Origin of the sequence: Nonomuraea sp. GTA35 (assembly GCF_041950525.1) — a bacterium.
Taxonomy (GTDB): domain Bacteria; phylum Actinomycetota; class Actinomycetes; order Streptosporangiales; family Streptosporangiaceae; genus Nonomuraea.
Genome location: NZ_JBGNUV010000006.1, coordinates 237,134 through 252,565 on the forward strand (window position 1 = coordinate 237,134; position 15,432 = coordinate 252,565).

Sequence of the window (15,432 nt, forward strand, 5' to 3'; positions counted from 1 at the left end):
CCGGCAGCGCGGCGGCCGGCAGCGCGGCGGCCGGCTGTGTTGGGAAATGCGGTGCAGTCCCGACATGTCGTAGCCTGCCGGAATGCTTGATCACCATCTCGACGCGCTCTTCCAGGCCGCCGCCGACCGCGACCCCGACCGGCTCTTCGGCCACGCCTCGCAGCTCTACGCGGCCACGGAGACCGCCGACGAGGCGACCCTGTCCGCCGTGGCGGCCCGCTTCGGCCCGGTCTTCGACCTGGTGCCGCCCGGCATCGGCGCCCGCCTGGGCATCGTGGCCGGTGCCCTGGCCGAGCGCGGCGCCGACCCGGTCCCGCTGGCCGAGCCCCTGGTCGACCAGCTCACCGGGCTGCTGGAGCAGTCGGCGAGGTTCGCCGCGGCCTGGCGGTCGGCCACCGGCGAGGAACCGCCCGAGCCCGACGACAACGACCCCGGCTGGCTGCAGAGCACGGCCGGCCGCCTGACCGGCCTGCCGGAGCGTGAGGCGTTCGGGCTGGCCGACGCCTGGGCGAGCGTCCACCTGGCGCACATGCCGATCCTGTCCATCCTGCAGCTCTCCCCGAAGCTGCGCGCCGCGCTGCCCGGCCGCGAGCGCCTGGTGGCGGCCCTGTCGGCGGTGGCCGGCGACCGCGACGACCTGGAGTGGCTGGCCGGCCTGCTCGCGGTGCTGGAGGACGAGCACCTGATCGTCCTGCACAGGGAGACCGGCCGCGGCTACGAGGTCGTCATCGGCGGGATCGGCGACAACTTCCAGCTCCACACCCTGCTGGCCGACGTGGTGAGCGGCCCGTCCGACCACGGGCTGATCGAGGGCGTGCAGCCGGACCCCGAGTGGGTCATGGCCGCCTCCGACGGCGACGTGGATCCGGAGGACGGCCCGGTTCACGGCCAGTTCAACCTGGTGGACGCCTACGGCAAGTGGATCTGGAACGAGGGTGTCCCCGCCGACATCCCGCGGCTGGACGGGGTGCGGGTCGTCGTCCTCGACCCGCCGCCGTACGCGCGGTCGTGGAGCCCCGGCAGGCGCTACCCCATGATGCCGGGCACCATCCGCCTGGAGCGGATCCTGCCGGCCGACGAGGCCGCGGCCTGGATGGCCAGGATCGCCCCGGAGGGCGGCGCCGAGTAGGCCCGATCCGGCGGCGCGGACCTCGGTCATGGAACCGGGCCGCACCGGCCCCCGATCGGCGACGGGCCGATCGGGGCTCAGCCCTTACCATGTGGGGCATGAAGCGCCCTCTCGGAGAGCTCGAATCCACGATCATGGACAGGATGTGGTCCTACCGCAGGCCCGCCTCCGTCCGTGACGTGCTCGAGGACCTCCGTACGGAGCGCGAGATCGCCTACACCACGGTCATGACCGTGATGGACAAGCTGCACACCAAGGGCCTGCTGCGGCGCGAGCCGGTCGGCCGGGCCTACGTCTACGAGCCGGTCGCCACGAAGGAGGCCTACACCGCCGAGCTGATGCGGCACGCGCTGGCCACCAGCGGCAACCAGGCCGCCACCCTGGTCCACTTCCTCGAGCGCCTCACCCCGGAGGAGGCCACCGCCCTGGAGGCGGCGCTGCAGGTCTTCCCGCCCGGCAGCCGCCGGTAGGAGCAACCTTTGCCCGTTTCCGTTCCGGCCTTGAGGGCAGGCGGGGAAGATCTCGTCCCGGGGAAGGAACAGTGCGATGACAGACGTTTCGGGCATGGGTTCAGGGCCTGACGACAAGCGCGAGGTGCTCACCAACCGGCAGGGGCACCCGGTCTACGACAACCAGAACCAGCGCACGATCGGCCCGCGGGGCCCGGCGACGCTGGAGAACTACCAGTTCCTGGAGAAGATCAGCCACTTCGACCGGGAACGCATCCCCGAGCGCGTGGTGCACGCCAGGGGCACGCTCAGCTACGGCTACTTCGAGGCGTACGGCAGGCTCGGCGACGAGCCGATCGACCGCTACACCAGGGCCAAGCTCTTCCAGCAGGAGGGCAAGCGCACGGACGTCGCGGTGCGCTTCTCCACGGTCATCGGCGGGCGCGACTCGGCCGAGACCGCCCGCGACCCGCGCGGGTTCGCCATCAAGTTCTACACCGAGGACGGCAACTGGGACCTGGTCGGCAACAACCTGGCGGTCTTCTTCATCAGGGACGCGATCAAGTTCCCCGACGTCATCCACTCGCTCAAGCCGGACCCGGTCACCTTCCGGCAGGACCCGAACCGGATCTTCGACTTCATGTCGCAGACTCCGGAGAGCCTGCACATGCTGGTCAACCTGTTCAGCCCGCGCGGGATCCCGGCCGACTACCGGCACATGCAGGGGTTCGGGGTGAACACCTACAAGTGGGTCAACAAGGACGGCCAGTCGTTCCTGGTGAAGTACCACTGGATGCCGAAGCAGGGCGTGCGCAGCATGACCGAGGCGGACGCGGCGGCCGTGCAGGCGCACGACCTGGGCCACGCCACCAAGGACCTGCACGACGCGATCGAGCGCGGCGACTACCCGGAGTGGGAGCTGCTGGTCCAGATCATGAGCGACGACGAGCATCCCGAGCTGGACTTCGACCCGCTCGACGACACCAAGGTCTGGCCGGAGAACGACTTCCCTGCGCTGCCGGTGGGCCGGATGGTGCTGAACAGGAACGTGGAGAACCAGTTCGCCGAGAACGAGCAGTCCGCGTTCGGCACCGGCGTGCTGGTGGACGGGCTCGACTTCTCCGACGACAAGATGCTGATCGGCCGGACGTTCTCCTACAGCGACACGCAGCGTTACCGGGTGGGCCCGAACTACCTGCAGCTCCCGGTCAACCAGACGAGGGCGCCGTGCCGTACCAATCAGCGGGACGGCCAGATGACGTACTTCGTCGACACGGCCGGCGAGAGCCCGCACATCAACTACGAGCCCTCGCTGCGCGGCGGGCTGCGCGAGGCCCACTACCCGCACCCGGACGAGGTGGGCCCGGTCGTCACCGGCCGCCTCACCCGCAAGCGCATCCCGCGCACCAACGACTACGTGCAGGCCGGCCAGCGCTACCTGCTGATGGAGGAGTGGGAGCGCGACGACCTCGTCCGCAACCTCGTCGCCAACCTCAAGCAGTGCGACCGGATCATCCAGGAGCGCATGGTCTGGCACTTCCTGCTGGCCGAGGACGACCTGGGGCTGCGCGTCGGCGAGGGGCTGGGCATCACGCCGGACGACGTGGCGGGGCTGGAGCCGTTGCAGAGCCAGGACCTGACCGACGAGGACCGCAGCCGGCTGGCCAAGCTGGGCAGGAACGGCCCCCGCGACGTCGAGAACCTCAAGATGACCCACTGCGTGCCGAACGAGCGCGCGGCACACGCCGACCGCTGACCGCTTCTCTTTACGTCCGCCTCTCCTGGAGAGAGGCTGGACGTAGGGAGGTGGTCGTCATGGAGTACAAGCAGTGGAACGTGCAGATCTGGATCAGCGAGGATGACGACGACGCTCTGACCACGGCCACGGCCGTGCTGTTCACCCCCGACGGCAAGCGGCACGAGAGCGTGTCGCACGCCCGCCGCAACCCGACCGACCAGCCCGTGCCCGGGATCGGGGACGAGCTGGCCGTCGGACGGGCGCTGTCGGACCTGGCCTCGAAGCTGATCGAGGACGGCGCCGCGGACGTGGCCCAGTTGACGAGCCCCGCGCAGCGGAGCCCTGTCTAGAGCAGCCCCGCTCAGAGGAGGCCCGCCCAGCGGAGCCCTGCCTAGAGGAGCCCCGCGCCGGCCAGGAGTTTGCCGATCCGGCCGACCTCGTCCTCGTTCAGCGGGATCTGCGGCAGCGCGGTGATCGGGCAGTCGATGACGCCGCGCAGGTGCAGCGCGGCCTTGAACGCCCCGAGGCCCGACGAGCTGCCGCCCATGCGGTCGCCACCGACGTGGACGATCTCGAACAGCCTGACCAGGCGCTCCTGCTCGGCCCTGGCCGCCTCCCAGTCGCCCTGGGAGGCGCACCGGTACAGCTCGACGTACCCCTGCGGGTCCACGTTGCCCAGTCCGGGCACCACGCCGTCGGCGCCCATCCACAGGGCGGAGTCGACGGTCACCTCCGACCCGGTGAGCACGCTGAACGGCGCCTCGCGGCCCATGACGACCGCGCGCAGGCCGCCGTCGTCGCCGCTGGAGTCCTTCAGCCCGGCCAGCACGCCTTCTGCGGCCAGCTCCAGCACCAGCCCGGCGCTCAGCTTGGTGTGCACGGACACCGGCAGGTCGTAGGCGTAGACGGGCAGCCCGGCCCGCTGGGCGATCGTCCGGAAATGGGTGCGGATCTCCTCGGGATGCGTGCGCGTGTAGAACGGCGCGGTCGCCACCAGCCCGGACGCCCCGGCCTCGGCGGCGACGCGCGCGTGTTCGAGCACCCGCGGCGTGGTCATGTCGATCACCCCGGCCAGCACCGGCACCTGGCCGCCCACGTGCCCGGCCACGGTGTCCAGCACCGTGCGCCGCTGCGCGTCCGTCAGGTAGGCGACCTCCGACGAGGAGCCCAGCACGAACAGCGCGTCCACCCCGCCGTCGATCAGGTGGTCCACCAGCCGCACCAGTGAGACGGTGTCCACCTCGTACTCGGGGGTCATGGGGGTGCACACCGGCGGGATCACACCGGACAGCGTCGCGGGCCCGGCGACATGAGAACTCGTCGCGGACCCGGCGACGTGAGAAGGCGTCGCGGCCTCGGCGACATGGGGAATCGTCATACTCGCTCCTGGATCAGTTCGATGTCGGTCGCCCCGGCCGCCACCGGATGGTGGCAATGGAACAGGTGGTCGCCCTCGACCGTCGCCTCGGGCATCTCGGCGGCGCAGACGTCGTCCGCGCGCCAGCACCGCGTGCGGAACGGGCAGCCGCTCGGCGGCCTGGTGGCCGACGGCACGACGCCTACCAGCGGGATCGGGTTGATCGGCGAGATCAGCCCGGGCGTGGCGGAGAACAGCGCCCTGGTGTACGGATGCCGCGCGCCCAGCGGCACCGACTGCGCCGGCGTCCGCTCCACGATCCTGCCCAGATACATGGTGACCACGCGGTCGCTCATCCTGCGGACCGTCTGGATGTCGTGCGAGACGAAGACCAGCGCCAGCCCGAGCCGCTCCTTGAGATCCAGCAGCAGGTTGAGTATCTGCGCCCGCACCGACACGTCGAGCGCGCTGGTCGGCTCGTCGGCCACGACGAGGTCGGGTTCGAGCGCCAGGGCCCTGGCCACGGCCACGCGCTGCCGCTGGCCGCCGGAGAGCTGGCCGGGCAGCGCGTCGGCCGCGCCGGCGGGCAGCCCGACCAGGTCGAGCAGCTCCCGGACGCGGGCGTCGCGCTGGGCGGGGGTGCCGCGGCCGTGCACGTTGAGCGGGTCGCGCAGCACCTGCCTGATCGGCAGCCGCCGGTTGAGCGCCGTGGACGGGTCCTGGAAGATCATTCCCACGCTCGATCCGACCAGCTCGCGCCGCTCGGACTCCTTCATCCCCCACAGGTCCCGGCCGCGGAAGGTCACGGTGCCCGCGGTCGGCTTCTGCAACCCGACCAGCACCTTGGCCAGCGTGGACTTGCCGCATCCCGACTCCCCCACCACGCCGACCGTCTCGCCGGGGTTCACGACGAGGTTGGCGGCGGTCAGCGCGTACACGCGGTCGCGCCCGAGCAGGCCGCCCGAGCGGGCCTTGTGCACGACGTGCACGTCCTTCAGCTCAAGCATGCTGCTCGCTCCTCACCAGCGTCTGCGCCGGGTGGTGGCAGGCCACCTGGTGCGTGGCGTCCCCTTCCAGCACCGGTTTCTCGGTACGGCACACGTCCGTGGCCATCGGGCACCGGTCGGCGAAGCGGCAGCCGGGCGGGAAGTCGGCCGGTGCCGGCACCACGCCGCGGATCTGCGTGAGCCGTTCGGCACCCGCCTCCAGCGACAGCACCGAGCCGAGCAGGCCGCGGGCGTAGTGGTGGGCGGGCCTGCCGACCAGGGACGCGGTGACGCCGGTCTCGACGATCTGGCCGCCGTACATGACGACCACGCGGTCGGTCACGTCGGCCACCAGCGCCAGGTCGTGCGAGACGAGGATGAGCGCGAACCCGAGTTCCTCGCGCAGCTTCAGCAGCAGCTCGATGACCTGTGCCTGCACGGTCACGTCGAGCGCGGTGGTGGGCTCGTCGGCGACGATCAGCTTGGGGTCGCGCGAGAGCGCCATGGCGATCAGCACGCGCTGCCGCTGCCCGCCCGACAGCTCGTGCGGGTAGGCCGACAGGGTGCGGCGGGCGTCGAGCCCGACGAGTTCGAGCAGCTCGGCGGGGGTGCGCCGGCCGCCTCGCCGGGTGAGCTGCTTGAGCTGGGCCTTGATGGTCATGGCCGGGTTCAGCGAGGAGAGGGCGTCCTGGTAGATCATCGCCATCTCGTGGCCGAGCAGGCGGCGGCGGGCGCGCCTGGGCTCGGCGAGCAGCTCCCGCTGGTCGAAGCGGACGTGGCCGCTGACGCGGGCGTCGCGGGGCTGCAGGCCCATGATGGTCAGCGCGGTCAGCGACTTGCCGCAGCCGGACTCGCCGACCAGGCCGAGCACCTCGCCGGGGCGTACCTCGAAGCCGATGCCGTCCACGATGTCGACGCCCTCGGCGAAGCCGATCCGCAGCCGCTCCACGGCGAGGATCGGCGGGCCCTGCGGCAGCGGGCGGGCCCGCTCGGCCAGCCTGCGCGCGGCCTCCTCCAGCCCCGGCAGCTCGACGATCTCGCCGGAGCCGGGCCTGGCCTGCTCGAACGCGTCGTCGTCCTTGCGCACCTGCGCCTTGCGCGCCGCCGGGGCGGCCCAGGCGTCAGAGATGCCCTCGGCCAGGATGTTGAGCGCCAGCACGGTGATGAGGATGAGCAGGCCGGGGAAGACCGTGGCCCACCAGCCGCCGAGCAGCACCAGGTTCTTGCCGTCGGCGATGACGCTGCCCCAGGACGGGTTCGGCGGGCGCACGCCGGCGCCGATGAACGACAGCGACGCCTCGAACACGATCGCGTCGGCCACCATCACGGTGCAGAACACCAGCACGGGCGCGGCGCAGTTGATCGCGACGTGCTTGACCACGATGTGCGGCGTGCGGGCGCCGATGATGCGCTCGGCCGCCACGTAGTCCTCGCCGTACTGCGCGATCACGTTGGCCCGCACGACGCGGGCCACGGACGGCATGTAGAGGAAGGCCATGGCCATGACCAGCACGGGGATGCTGCCGCCGAACACGGCCACGAGCACCGCGGCCAGCGCGATGCCGGGGAAGGCCATGATGACGTCGAGCACGCGCATCAGGGTCTCGTCCACGGCCCTGCGCGAGGTCGCCGCGACGGCGCCGATGACCGCCCCGGCGACCAGGGCCAGCCCGGTCGCGCCGAGGCCGATGATCAGCGACCAGCGGGCGCCGTACAGCAGCCTGGACAGGATGTCGCGGTTGGCGCTGTCGAGCCCCATCCAGTGCTGGGCCGACGGGCCTCCGCCCGCCGCCTCCTGGAAGTACGGCGAGTGCGGCGCGATCCACGGCGCCAGCACCGCGGCCAGCACGACCACCGCGATGATGCCGACCGAGACCCACGACAGCGGCTTCAACCGGCGGAAGGCGAGGCCGGGCCGTGCGAGGCGCTCTGTCAGTCCACGTCTCATGTGGCACTCCTGAGGCGGGGGTTGACCAGCAGGTACAGGATGTCGACGACCAGGTTGACGACCATGAAGCCGATCGCGATGGTCAGCACCACGCCCTGGACGACGGCAGGGTCGCCGTCGCGCACGGCGTTGATCATGAGCTGGCCCATGCCGGGCAGCCCGTAGATCGTCTCGATCACGACCGTGCCGCCGATCAGGTAGCCGATGCGCAGCCCGAGCACCGTGAGCGGGTTGATCAGGGCGTTGCGCAGCACGTTCCGGCCGACGACCACGATCATGGGCAGGCCGCTGCCGATCGCGGTGCGCACGTAGTCGCGGTCCAGCTCCTCCACCATCGACGTGCGGATGATCCGGGTGAGCTGGGCGGCGATCGGCAGCGACAGCGACAGGGCGGGCAGCGTCATCGACTGCAGCCAGCCGGCGAGCGAGTCGGCCGGGTTGATGTAGCCGCCGGTCGGGAAGAGCCCCTCGCCGACGGCCAGCCACTGGATCATCAGCAGCGCCAGCCAGAACGCCGGAGCCGCCACCCCGATCAGCGACACCATGCGGATCACCTGGTCGGGCCACCGGTCGCGGAACAGCGCCGCCGTCACGCCGAACACCAGCGACAGCACCACCGCCACGGCCAGGCCGAGGAAGGTGAGCTGCAACGTCAGCGGCAGCGCGGTCGTCACGGACTCGAGGACCGGCTTCTTGGTCAGCACGCTGGTGCCCAGGTCGCCCTGCGCCAGGTCTCCGACGAAGCGCACGTACCGGACGGGCAGCGGGTCCAGCAGGCCGTTCTCGAGCTGGAACTGGTGGATCTGCTCGGGGGTCGGGTTCGCGCCCTGGAAGTAGGCGTACTCCGGCTTGACGCCGGAGAAGCGCATGACGATGAACACGAACGCGATCACGCCGAGCACCAGCGGGATCAGGATGAGGAGCCGCCGCAGCAGCATCCGGGCGACGAGGGTCATGTCCTCTTGGCCTGCAGCAGGTTGATGCCCGGGTACGGCTGGGCGCGGATGCCGGACAGCTTCTTCGGGTCCCAGGCGGTCATCAGCTCGTTGTGCACGACCGGGTAGAGGATGGCCTGCTCGGCCACGAAGTCCAGATATTTGTGGATAAGCTCCGTGCGCTTGGCCTTGTCCGTCTCCTTGGCGGCCTCGTCCATCATCGCGAACAACTTCTCGGCGTCCTCGGTGCCGTCCCAGTGGGCGTACTTCATCCACAGGCCGCCGGGCACGTAGTTGTAGTGCAGGATCAGGTCGGCGTCCATGCCGAACTGGTTGGGGTTCGAGGCCGCCGCGACGACCTGGTACTCCTGGAACTGGTCCATCTTCGTGAACAGGGCGGCCGTGTCCTGCGGCTCCAGCGTCGTCTTGATGCCGACGGCCTCCCAGGAGGAGGCGATGGTGGGCAGGCAGTCGGCGATCCAGCTCACGTTGACGGCCATGAGGTTGATCGTCAGGTTGCTGACGCCGGCCTCCTTCAGCAGCGCCTTGGCCTTCTCCGGGTCGTGGTCGTAGACGACGGAGGCCCGCTGGTGGTCGGGGTGGCCCTCGTTGAGGAAGGAGCTGGAGGCGGTGCCGTGGCCCTTGAGCGCCACGTCGATCATCTTCTGCTTGTCGATGGCGTAGTGCAGGGCCTGGCGCACCCGTACGTCGTCGAACGGCTTGGTGGCCGTGTTGAACATCAGGAACATGTGGTTCATGCCCTTGCCGCCCTCGACCGTCAGCCCCTGCTGCTTGAGCTGCTCGACGTTGGCGTACGGGATGTTGTCGGCGATCTGCGCCTCGGCGGACCCGCCGGAGATCTTGGCCACGCGGGCGGCGGCGTCCACGATCGTCAGCCAGTTCATCTTCTTGACGGTGGCGGGGCGCGGCCCGTTGTAGCCGTCGAACGCCTCGAACGAGGTGTTGGACTTGGGGTTGTGCGCGGTCAGCCGGTACGGCCCCGAGCCGACGGCCTTGCCGCCCTTGGCCTGGTCCCACGCGCCGGCCTGGCCGAAGACGTGCTTCGGCATGATCTTGGCGATCGTCAGGCGGGGCGCCGCGTCCGGGAACGGGAACTTCAACACCAGCTCCACGTTCCTGTCGTCCACCTTCCTCACCTCCCGCAGCCAGGACTTGAAGAAGTTGCCGGCCAGCACGTTGTCGGGGCCGAGGATCCGCTCGAAGGTGAAGACCACGTCGTCGGCCGTGACGGGCTGCCCGTCGTGCCACTTGGCGCCGTCCCTGAGCGTGAACCTCCACGTGGTCGCGTCCGGGTCCGTGGGCAGCGCGGTGGCGAGCGCGGGATAGGGCTCGCGGGTGATGGGGTCGGTGTCCAGCAGGCCCTCGTAGACGTGGTTGATGCCGGCCATGGCGAAGGCCGAGGCGGTCTGCGTGGGGTCCCAGCTCTGGTCGTTGCCGTACCCGATGACGGCGGTGATGAGGTCCTTGTTGGATCCGGCGCCGACCGAGCCGGTCGAGGCCGGGCCTCCGGAGCAAGCGGAGAGCGTGGCCGCGATGAACGCCGCCGCACCGGTCGCCCCGCTGTAACGCAGGAAGTCGCGGCGACTGAACTCAGAGCTCACGGTTGCCTCCTGAAGATGATAGGACGTGGGACATCCCATGTCCTACGATGTGCGTAAAGTGGACGCTAATTGCCACCACGGCTTGAGGTCAACGGAAGATTTCCGGATTGTTACCTGTGATGAAAGGATTCTTCATGACCACAGTCCCGCGTCCGGCGCGCCCGAGCCGCGCCGTCGAGGCCCAGGAGGGCGTCAAGGACCTCATCGTCAGACGCGGGCTGGTGGCGGGCGACCCCCTCCCCACCGAGTCGGAGCTCATGGAGGAGCTCCAGGTCAGCCGCAACTCGATCCGGGAGGCGCTGAAGGCCCTGCAGGCGGTGGGCATCGTGGACATCCGCCACGGCTTCGGCATGTTCGTCGGCCGCATGTCCCTGGCCGGGCTGGTGGACGAGCTGACCTTCCACAGCCGCATCACCCTCCAGAACGGCGCGAACCACCTCGCCCACCTGGTCGAGATCCGCGAGATCCTGGAGACCGGCCTCGTCCAGCGCCTGATCGAGCTGGGCCCCGAGGTGGACCTGACGCCGGTCGCCGAGGTCATGGCCCGGATGGAGAGCGAGGCGCAGGCCGGGCTGGTCTCCCCCGAGACCGACCGCCTCTTCCACGACGTCCTCTACCGCCCGCTGGGCAACCCCCTGGTGAGCCGGCTCCTGGGCGCGTTCTGGGACGTCTACTACCAGCTCCGCGACGCGCTGGGCGCTCCCGACGAGCCGCCCGCCGACGTGGCCAGGCGGCACCGTGACATCTACACCGCCGTGCTCAAGGGCGACAGCGACGCCGCCGTGGCCGCCGTGCACGCGCACTTCGAGGGCGTGCGCAACCGCACGGCCAGGATCGGCGGCTAGCGGTTCATGAAGCCGGCCAGCGCTCGACGCGCCGCCACCGCCCCCGCCACTCCCCGAACCACTGCGCGAACCACGGGTGCGCCCCGGCCAGCGGCATGATGTACGCCACGGTCTCCAGGTAGTAGCGCCGCTGGAACCGCCACGCCATCCGGTGCAGCTCCTGCACGTTGCTGACCCGATCCGACAGCTTCACCAGCACGGCCCGCGGCGGCGCCTTGACCAGCGAGGCCAGGTAGTCGGCCTTCGAGCCGCCGCCGGGCTTGGTCACCCACCGCACGAGCGCCGCCACCTCGGGCCCGAAGCGCCGCGCGATCTCGCCCTCGGTGCACGACGTGTCCTCCAGCACGTCGTGCAGCACGGTGGCCACCAGCACCTCCCTGTCGCTCAGCCCCGCGCCGGTCACCGCCACCTCCAGCGCCTCCAGCAGGTGCTCGACGTACGGCCGCCCGGTCGGCCGCTGCTGCGACCCGTGCATGCGCCGGGCGAAGGCGACCGCGTCGCGCAGGGAGGCGACGGTGGACGCCGGGAGCGCCCGGCTCAGCGGGCCTTCCGCGTGCGCCCAGGACGGCCAGCTCGTGAAGATCTGCATCCCGCTCCTTCGCATGGGTGGTGCCGCGAGCGTGTCCTAGGCTGAGAATATGGCCGAGATCGCTGTCCCAGACGGGTCATGGACGTTCAATGGGGAAATGCTGCGGATCGTCCCCGGTAGCGACAAGGACATCGACGAGCTGCGCCGCACCCTCGGCGAGGTGCGGGTGCCGCTGGAGGCGATCGCCGGCGTGGCCTTCGAGCCCGCGCGCAAGGGCGGGCACCTCCGCCTGCGGCTGCGCAAGGGGGCCGACGCGCTGTTCGACGTGGCGGCCGGGGCGCTGGGCCCGCCCGCCGACCCCTACCGGCTGGCCGTGCCGAAGGCCCGCGCGGGCGCGGCCGAGTACTTCGCCGACGAGGTCCGCGACACCATGGCCGTCTACCAGACGCCGGGCGGCCCCTGCGACGGCTACCTCCTGCCCGTCCCCGACGTGCCGATCTCGGCCTCGGCAGGCGACGGCGCGGCGCTCTTCGACGGCGAGCGCGTACGGCTGGAGTGGACCGGATGGGCCAGCTCGGAGAAGGAGAAGGCGGGCCCGCAGGAGTTCCCGCTGTCCGACGTCTCCGGCGTGGAGTGGAAGCCGCAGTCCGGCATGGGGTACGGCACGCTGCGCTTCCGCATCAAGGGCGAGGCGCCGAGCGCCAGGCCGCCGCAGAAGGACCTGCGCTGCGTGTCCTGGGGCATCCAGCGCTTCGGCGGCGCGACGGCCCTGGTCGCCGCGGCCGTGCTGGCCCGCCTGCCGCGCGAGCAGCCCGAGCTGCCCGCCGCGCCCCCGCCGGTCGCCGACGACGTGCATGACGCGGTCCTGCGCCGCCTGGCCGAGCTGGGCCAGCTGCACCGCTCGGGGGTGCTGACGGACGAGGAGTTCGCCGTGGCCAAGCAGGCGATGATCCGCCGGCTCCAGGAGTCGTAATCCGCTTTTCCCGTCGCCACTTGTTGCGTACGCTCGACCACGCACAGTGACTTCGGGAGGGGCAATGATCGCAAGATCACACATCGCGGCCGCGGCGACCGGGGCGGCCTTCGCGCTCATGTCGGCGGGGATGCCGACCTCGGCGTCGGCGGCGGCCACGGTGCTGCGGTGCGACACCTACGTGCACGCCAACGACAACGACCTCGGCATCGCCGCCTGCAGCAACCCCACGGGCCAGACCTGGATCTTCCGGGCCGTGGTGGTCTGCGGCCGGGCGCCGGACGTGGTGGGAGAGTGGGTGACGCTCCCGCCGGGCGGCTACGGCGAGTCGCAGGGTTACTGCGGCGGCATCTTCACCAGCGGGGTCGGGGCCGTCGGCGTGGACGAGCGGCTCGCCTGAGCGGGAAAGACGAAGGGCACCGTCGCCGGACGGTGCCCTTGTCAGTGGTGGTGCGCCGCCAGGGACTCGAACCCCGGACCCGCTGATTAAGAGTCAGCTGCTCTGACCAACTGAGCTAGCGGCGCAACAAGAGAAACTCTATCAGCCGCCGGGCAGTGGTCGCGCCGGGTCACCCCAGCCGGGTGGCCAGCTTCTCGTACGCCCCGATCACCAGGTCCCAGAACGCGGGCACGTCCACGGAGGTCGCCACCAGCGCGTTCGCCCCCCGGTCCGTCACCTTGAAGTCGGTCACGGTCATGCCCCGGGTGAACTCCCCGGCGGTCTCCACGTTCACCACGGCCGGCACGCAGGTGAACAGCGCCGGGTCGAGCACGTACGCCACCGCGCACGCGTCGTGGATGGCCGGGCCGCCCTCCGCCGTCACCACCCCGTAGAACTGCGCGGCCGGCACCAGCAGGTCGGCCAGCCGGCCGAGCGGCCGCATCCGGTCCAGCACCCCGGAGTTGACCACGGCCTTCAGCGTCACGTCGAGCCCGAGCATCGTGACCGTCCACCCGGCCTCGAACACGATCGCCGCCGCCTCGGGGTCGGCCAGCATGTTGAACTCGGCCGCCGGGTTGTGGTTGCCGCGGGTGTAGGAGCCGCCCATGATGACCAGGTCGCGGGCCCACTCCACGACGCGCGGCTCGCGGCGTACGGCGAGGGCGATGTTCGACAGCGGGCCCACGGCCACCAGCGTGATCTCGCCGGGTGCGGCCTTGAGCGTCTCCACGATGAAGTCGACCGCGTGCCCCTCGGACGGACGCCGCGCCGGCATGGGCAGCACCACGTCACCGAGCCCGGTGGTGCCGTGCACGGCGGTGGCCCTGACTGTGCGGCGCAGCAGCGCGCCCGCGCTGCCCGGCGTCACGGGCACGTCGCCGAGCTGCAGGAACTCGCGCAGCGCCAGCGCGTTCGCCGTGGTCAGCTCCAGATCGACGTTGCCGCCGACCGTGGTGACGCCGACGAGGTCGAGGGAGTCGGCGGATCCGGCCGCCAGGGCCAGGGCGAGGGCGTCGTCGATGCCGGGGTCACAGTCGATGAGAACTTTCTTCACGTAACCGGAGGATACGCATGGATCGGGCCGGGCAGTTCCCCCAAAGCTGCCCGGCCCGATCACTGGCGGTCCAGGCCGGCGCTTTCCCCCAAAAGCGCCGGCGGTCCCGCACTTGCGAACCGCGGTCCCCCTCCGCGTCCGCATCGGTGAAGGTCCTTCGGCCAGTCGCAGAGCTCCTGACCTGCTACAACGCTACCGAGACGAATGCAACGCTCGCGTCATAACGGGGTCGAATATCTGTCTTATCCGCCTACGGAAGCTCCAACCGCACCTCAGTGCCTTCCTCCAGCGACCGGCTCACCGTGCAGTACTTCTCGTGCACGCGGCCCGCCACCGCCCTGAACACCTCGTCGGCCTCCTCGGAGGGCAACTCCACGTCGTACGTGATCGTCACCGGGCCCAGCTTGTTCTGCTCGACCTTCTCCGCCTGCACCGTCATCGCCAGCCGCACCAGCCGATGCCCGCGCTTGGCGGTGAGCGGCTCGACGGTCACGATGTTGCACCCGCCCACCGCCGCCAGCAGCAACTCGACGGGGGTGAACACCCCGTCCTCGTCGCCGCTCCCGATGAGCACCTCGGCGCCGCGGGCGTTGGTGGCCCGGAATCCGCCTTCTTCAGTCCGCTCGACACGTACGTTAGCCATGTTTCAGACCCTACTCAGGAACCTTTCATGTTCGTTCAGGATCGTGAGGTCATGGCTAGCGAGGTGAATGTTCGTCAGGGCCCGATCCTCTTCTGGAGCGGGGTCGCGGTGGCCGAGTTCGGCGCGATCGGGCCTGGTTTCGGTTACCCCTGGTCCCCGGCCGCCCTGGCGGCGGCGGCGCTGCTCGTGGCGCTCGGCTTCCTCAGCGTCAAGGCCGCCGACTACCTGCGCACCGAGGAGGCCAGGCAGCGCCTGCGGCTCGGCGGTTACCTCGCGGGCGCGCTGCTGGTGGCGCACCAGTTCAGCTCCACGGCCCACGTGACCAGCCTGAGCCGGGCGGGCTCGCTGCTGCTCTACGCCATGGCGGCGGTGATGGCCGTCCGGAGCCACCGGGTTCCCCACGGGACGAGGCCGGCCCTGCTGATCGCGACCGGGCTCGACCCGGGCTCTCTGCGCGAGCGCCTGGCCGGCGCGACGGACACCGTGGCCGTCTACCGAGCGGATCGCGCCACCGACGAGCTGCGCGACCTGGAGCGGCGCTACGGCCTCATCCTCGTGGTGGGCGACGAGCACGACCCCCGGGTCAAGGAGCGCGTCAGCGCCTCCGGCCTGAGCCGCGAGATCCCCGACATCGCCGAGCGCGAGGTGGTCGTGGCGGGTCCGCGGCGGTTCAAGCGGTACGTGGGGGGCGCGCTGTCACGCCTTGCCATCCCCAAGTCACAGATTCATTTCAAATCAGGACAAAGGGTTTAGGCTCACCATACGCCCCACCTGGCAGCGTG

16 protein-coding genes and 1 tRNA gene are annotated in these 15,432 nt (G+C 70.7%); 8 read left to right on the top strand and 9 right to left on the bottom strand.

Annotated features, from left to right (window positions below):
• Nucleotides 1–82 precede the first annotated feature (82 nt).
• The 4 genes from ACBJ32_RS27670 to ACBJ32_RS27685 all read left to right on the top strand — a co-directional run bounded on the left by ACBJ32_RS27670 (nucleotide 83) and on the right by ACBJ32_RS27685 (nucleotide 3,666).
• Nucleotides 83–1,129, top strand: coding sequence for a hypothetical protein (locus tag ACBJ32_RS27670; protein WP_375129180.1), 1,047 nt, complete (start codon nucleotides 83–85; stop codon nucleotides 1,127–1,129).
• A gap of 98 nt (nucleotides 1,130–1,227) precedes the next feature.
• The gene (locus ACBJ32_RS27675) at nucleotides 1,228–1,599 is read left to right on the top strand and encodes a BlaI/MecI/CopY family transcriptional regulator (RefSeq protein ID WP_375129181.1); all 372 of its coding nucleotides are present in this window, start codon (nucleotides 1,228–1,230) and stop codon (nucleotides 1,597–1,599) included.
• 76 nt (nucleotides 1,600–1,675) lie between these two features.
• On the top strand, nucleotides 1,676–3,334 hold the full coding sequence (locus ACBJ32_RS27680) for a catalase (protein WP_375129182.1): 1,659 nt from the start codon (nucleotides 1,676–1,678) through the stop codon (nucleotides 3,332–3,334).
• Between the two features lie 59 nt (nucleotides 3,335–3,393).
• Nucleotides 3,394–3,666, top strand: a complete 273-nt coding sequence (locus ACBJ32_RS27685; RefSeq protein ID WP_357872540.1) for a DUF1876 domain-containing protein — start codon at nucleotides 3,394–3,396, stop codon at nucleotides 3,664–3,666.
• Between the two features lie 41 nt (nucleotides 3,667–3,707).
• On the opposite strand, the gene ACBJ32_RS27690 is transcribed toward ACBJ32_RS27685, so the two are convergent.
• From ACBJ32_RS27690 to ACBJ32_RS27710, 5 genes are read right to left on the bottom strand one after another with little or no spacing between them, the layout of a single operon-like run.
• Nucleotides 3,708–4,694 (bottom strand): dihydrodipicolinate synthase family protein, encoded by a 987-nt coding sequence (locus ACBJ32_RS27690; protein WP_375129183.1) that lies wholly within the window; start codon nucleotides 4,692–4,694, stop codon nucleotides 3,708–3,710.
• Nucleotides 4,691–5,680, bottom strand: coding sequence for an ABC transporter ATP-binding protein (locus tag ACBJ32_RS27695; RefSeq protein WP_357872534.1), 990 nt, complete (start codon nucleotides 5,678–5,680; stop codon nucleotides 4,691–4,693). The genes ACBJ32_RS27690 and ACBJ32_RS27695 overlap by 4 nt, the downstream gene beginning before the upstream one ends.
• Complete coding sequence (locus tag ACBJ32_RS27700) at nucleotides 5,673–7,607, bottom strand: dipeptide/oligopeptide/nickel ABC transporter permease/ATP-binding protein (protein WP_375129184.1); 1,935 nt, start codon at nucleotides 7,605–7,607, stop codon at nucleotides 5,673–5,675. Before ACBJ32_RS27700 ends, ACBJ32_RS27695 begins: the two co-directional genes overlap by 8 nt.
• Nucleotides 7,604–8,563: an ABC transporter permease gene (locus ACBJ32_RS27705; protein WP_375129185.1), complete on the bottom strand. Its 960-nt coding sequence runs from the start codon at nucleotides 8,561–8,563 to the stop codon at nucleotides 7,604–7,606. Before ACBJ32_RS27705 ends, ACBJ32_RS27700 begins: the two co-directional genes overlap by 4 nt.
• Complete coding sequence (locus ACBJ32_RS27710; RefSeq protein WP_375129186.1) at nucleotides 8,560–10,164, bottom strand: ABC transporter substrate-binding protein; 1,605 nt, start codon at nucleotides 10,162–10,164, stop codon at nucleotides 8,560–8,562. The genes ACBJ32_RS27705 and ACBJ32_RS27710 overlap by 4 nt, the downstream gene beginning before the upstream one ends.
• A gap of 134 nt (nucleotides 10,165–10,298) precedes the next feature.
• Between ACBJ32_RS27710 and ACBJ32_RS27715 the strand changes: the two genes are divergently transcribed.
• The gene (locus ACBJ32_RS27715; protein ID WP_357872523.1) at nucleotides 10,299–11,009 is read left to right on the top strand and encodes an FCD domain-containing protein; all 711 of its coding nucleotides are present in this window, start codon (nucleotides 10,299–10,301) and stop codon (nucleotides 11,007–11,009) included.
• A 4-nt stretch (nucleotides 11,010–11,013) separates the two neighbouring features.
• Here the strand turns inward: ACBJ32_RS27715 and ACBJ32_RS27720 are convergent, their stop codons facing one another.
• The gene (locus tag ACBJ32_RS27720) at nucleotides 11,014–11,598 is read right to left on the bottom strand and encodes an HD domain-containing protein (RefSeq protein ID WP_375129187.1); all 585 of its coding nucleotides are present in this window, start codon (nucleotides 11,596–11,598) and stop codon (nucleotides 11,014–11,016) included.
• Nucleotides 11,599–11,647: 49 nt separating this feature from the next.
• On the opposite strand from ACBJ32_RS27720, the gene ACBJ32_RS27725 reads away from it, so the two are divergent.
• Both ACBJ32_RS27725 and ACBJ32_RS27730 read left to right on the top strand, forming a co-directional pair.
• Nucleotides 11,648–12,511: a DUF4429 domain-containing protein gene (locus ACBJ32_RS27725; protein ID WP_375129188.1), complete on the top strand. Its 864-nt coding sequence runs from the start codon at nucleotides 11,648–11,650 to the stop codon at nucleotides 12,509–12,511.
• Between the two features lie 64 nt (nucleotides 12,512–12,575).
• The gene (locus ACBJ32_RS27730) at nucleotides 12,576–12,911 is read left to right on the top strand and encodes a hypothetical protein (protein WP_357872515.1); all 336 of its coding nucleotides are present in this window, start codon (nucleotides 12,576–12,578) and stop codon (nucleotides 12,909–12,911) included.
• Between the two features lie 48 nt (nucleotides 12,912–12,959).
• Here ACBJ32_RS27730 and ACBJ32_RS27735 read toward each other — a convergent pair.
• The 3 genes from ACBJ32_RS27735 to ACBJ32_RS27745 form a co-directional block, all read right to left on the bottom strand.
• A tRNA-Lys gene (locus ACBJ32_RS27735) sits at nucleotides 12,960–13,036 on the bottom strand.
• Nucleotides 13,037–13,080: 44 nt separating this feature from the next.
• A complete protein-coding gene (locus ACBJ32_RS27740; protein ID WP_375129189.1) occupies nucleotides 13,081–14,007 on the bottom strand; it encodes a nucleoside hydrolase in 927 nt (308 codons plus the stop codon).
• A 250-nt stretch (nucleotides 14,008–14,257) separates the two neighbouring features.
• On the bottom strand, nucleotides 14,258–14,650 hold the full coding sequence (locus tag ACBJ32_RS27745) for an OsmC family protein (RefSeq protein ID WP_357872510.1): 393 nt from the start codon (nucleotides 14,648–14,650) through the stop codon (nucleotides 14,258–14,260).
• Nucleotides 14,651–14,701: 51 nt separating this feature from the next.
• On the opposite strand from ACBJ32_RS27745, the gene ACBJ32_RS27750 reads away from it, so the two are divergent.
• Nucleotides 14,702–15,403: a hypothetical protein gene (locus ACBJ32_RS27750; protein WP_375129190.1), complete on the top strand. Its 702-nt coding sequence runs from the start codon at nucleotides 14,702–14,704 to the stop codon at nucleotides 15,401–15,403.
• Nucleotides 15,404–15,432: the final 29 nt, after the last annotated feature.

Coding starts and splice junctions, on each gene's coding strand:
- ACBJ32_RS27695 (WP_357872534.1), bottom strand. CDS start 5,680: ATGCTTGAGCTGAAGGACGTGCACGTCGTGCACAAGGCCCGCTCGGGC.
- ACBJ32_RS27685 (WP_357872540.1), top strand. CDS start 3,394: ATGGAGTACAAGCAGTGGAACGTGCAGATCTGGATCAGCGAGGATGAC.
- ACBJ32_RS27720 (WP_375129187.1), bottom strand. CDS start 11,598: ATGCAGATCTTCACGAGCTGGCCGTCCTGGGCGCACGCGGAAGGCCCG.
- ACBJ32_RS27725 (WP_375129188.1), top strand. CDS start 11,648: ATGGCCGAGATCGCTGTCCCAGACGGGTCATGGACGTTCAATGGGGAA.
- ACBJ32_RS27750 (WP_375129190.1), top strand. CDS start 14,702: ATGGCTAGCGAGGTGAATGTTCGTCAGGGCCCGATCCTCTTCTGGAGC.
- ACBJ32_RS27680 (WP_375129182.1), top strand. CDS start 1,676: ATGACAGACGTTTCGGGCATGGGTTCAGGGCCTGACGACAAGCGCGAG.
- ACBJ32_RS27675 (WP_375129181.1), top strand. CDS start 1,228: ATGAAGCGCCCTCTCGGAGAGCTCGAATCCACGATCATGGACAGGATG.
- ACBJ32_RS27705 (WP_375129185.1), bottom strand. CDS start 8,563: ATGACCCTCGTCGCCCGGATGCTGCTGCGGCGGCTCCTCATCCTGATC.
- ACBJ32_RS27700 (WP_375129184.1), bottom strand. CDS start 7,607: ATGAGACGTGGACTGACAGAGCGCCTCGCACGGCCCGGCCTCGCCTTC.
- ACBJ32_RS27670 (WP_375129180.1), top strand. CDS start 83: ATGCTTGATCACCATCTCGACGCGCTCTTCCAGGCCGCCGCCGACCGC.
- ACBJ32_RS27730 (WP_357872515.1), top strand. CDS start 12,576: ATGATCGCAAGATCACACATCGCGGCCGCGGCGACCGGGGCGGCCTTC.
- ACBJ32_RS27715 (WP_357872523.1), top strand. CDS start 10,299: ATGACCACAGTCCCGCGTCCGGCGCGCCCGAGCCGCGCCGTCGAGGCC.
- ACBJ32_RS27690 (WP_375129183.1), bottom strand. CDS start 4,694: ATGACGATTCCCCATGTCGCCGAGGCCGCGACGCCTTCTCACGTCGCC.
- ACBJ32_RS27745 (WP_357872510.1), bottom strand. CDS start 14,650: ATGGCTAACGTACGTGTCGAGCGGACTGAAGAAGGCGGATTCCGGGCC.